The 653-nt window shown below is 42.6% G+C and carries 2 protein-coding genes; both read right to left on the bottom strand.

Features of this window, described 5'->3' with window-relative positions; genetic code table 11:
- Positions 1-274: hypothetical protein (locus tag NS334_RS18915; protein WP_206542710.1), on the bottom strand; the 274-nt coding region annotated here is incomplete at its 3' end.
- Between the two features lie 154 nt (positions 275-428).
- A partial coding sequence (locus NS334_RS18910) for a hypothetical protein (RefSeq protein WP_206542709.1) occupies positions 429-653 on the bottom strand: 225 nt, incomplete at its 5' end.

Below are 653 nucleotides of genomic sequence, written 5' to 3'. Positions count from 1 at the left end.
CATCAGGTATTCGATGCCCGTCTAATTTCGGAAACTTAGCCCCGCAATATTTTTTGAGGTCTTCAATAAGATCGATTACGCGCTTTCTGCTGTCTATAAAGTCGATCTTAGAACTCGCATTCGGCAGATTGTTGCATGGATGGATGCATCCCTCCGAGGAAAGAAACCCAACAGCAGGATGTATTAGTATTTCTGTTCTTTTTCCTGTTCCAATCAGTTCAATGCCGGGTCTGGGCTTGACTGAGAAGTCGACTTCAGCTTTTTTTGATTTCATGTAATTTATTGTTCTATATTTTGTCCCATATTGTGTCTAAAGAGGATATCGTCCCCCCTCGACTTTTCGATCATATTTGTTTCCACTCAGCGTATTGTCGCTTGTTCCTTTTTGCTCCGCAATTGTGCCGCTAATGTTGGCAACCTTAGTTCCGTCATGATAAACTTGATAATCTGAAATCGTTCGCGTGCGAGTGTATCCCGGCATCTTCAGAGTTTGAACATTCAACCTTTTGATATTTAGTTCCCACCCACTCCCGGTCAAATGTGTAATGGGCATTGCTATTCTCCAACGAATCACAGCGCGCCCATCGAATATAATCGGATACTGTATTGATTTTCAAGTAGACTGCTGGCTTGCTGACAAATGGGATTTTGAG

It is taken from the genome of Sphingomonas endophytica (assembly GCF_001476895.1).
In the GTDB taxonomy this organism is placed as follows: Bacteria; Pseudomonadota; Alphaproteobacteria; order Sphingomonadales; family Sphingomonadaceae; genus Sphingomonas; species Sphingomonas endophytica_A.
The sequence above is the reverse complement of the archived record's forward strand: the minus strand, read 5'-3'. Positions and strand labels throughout refer to the sequence as shown.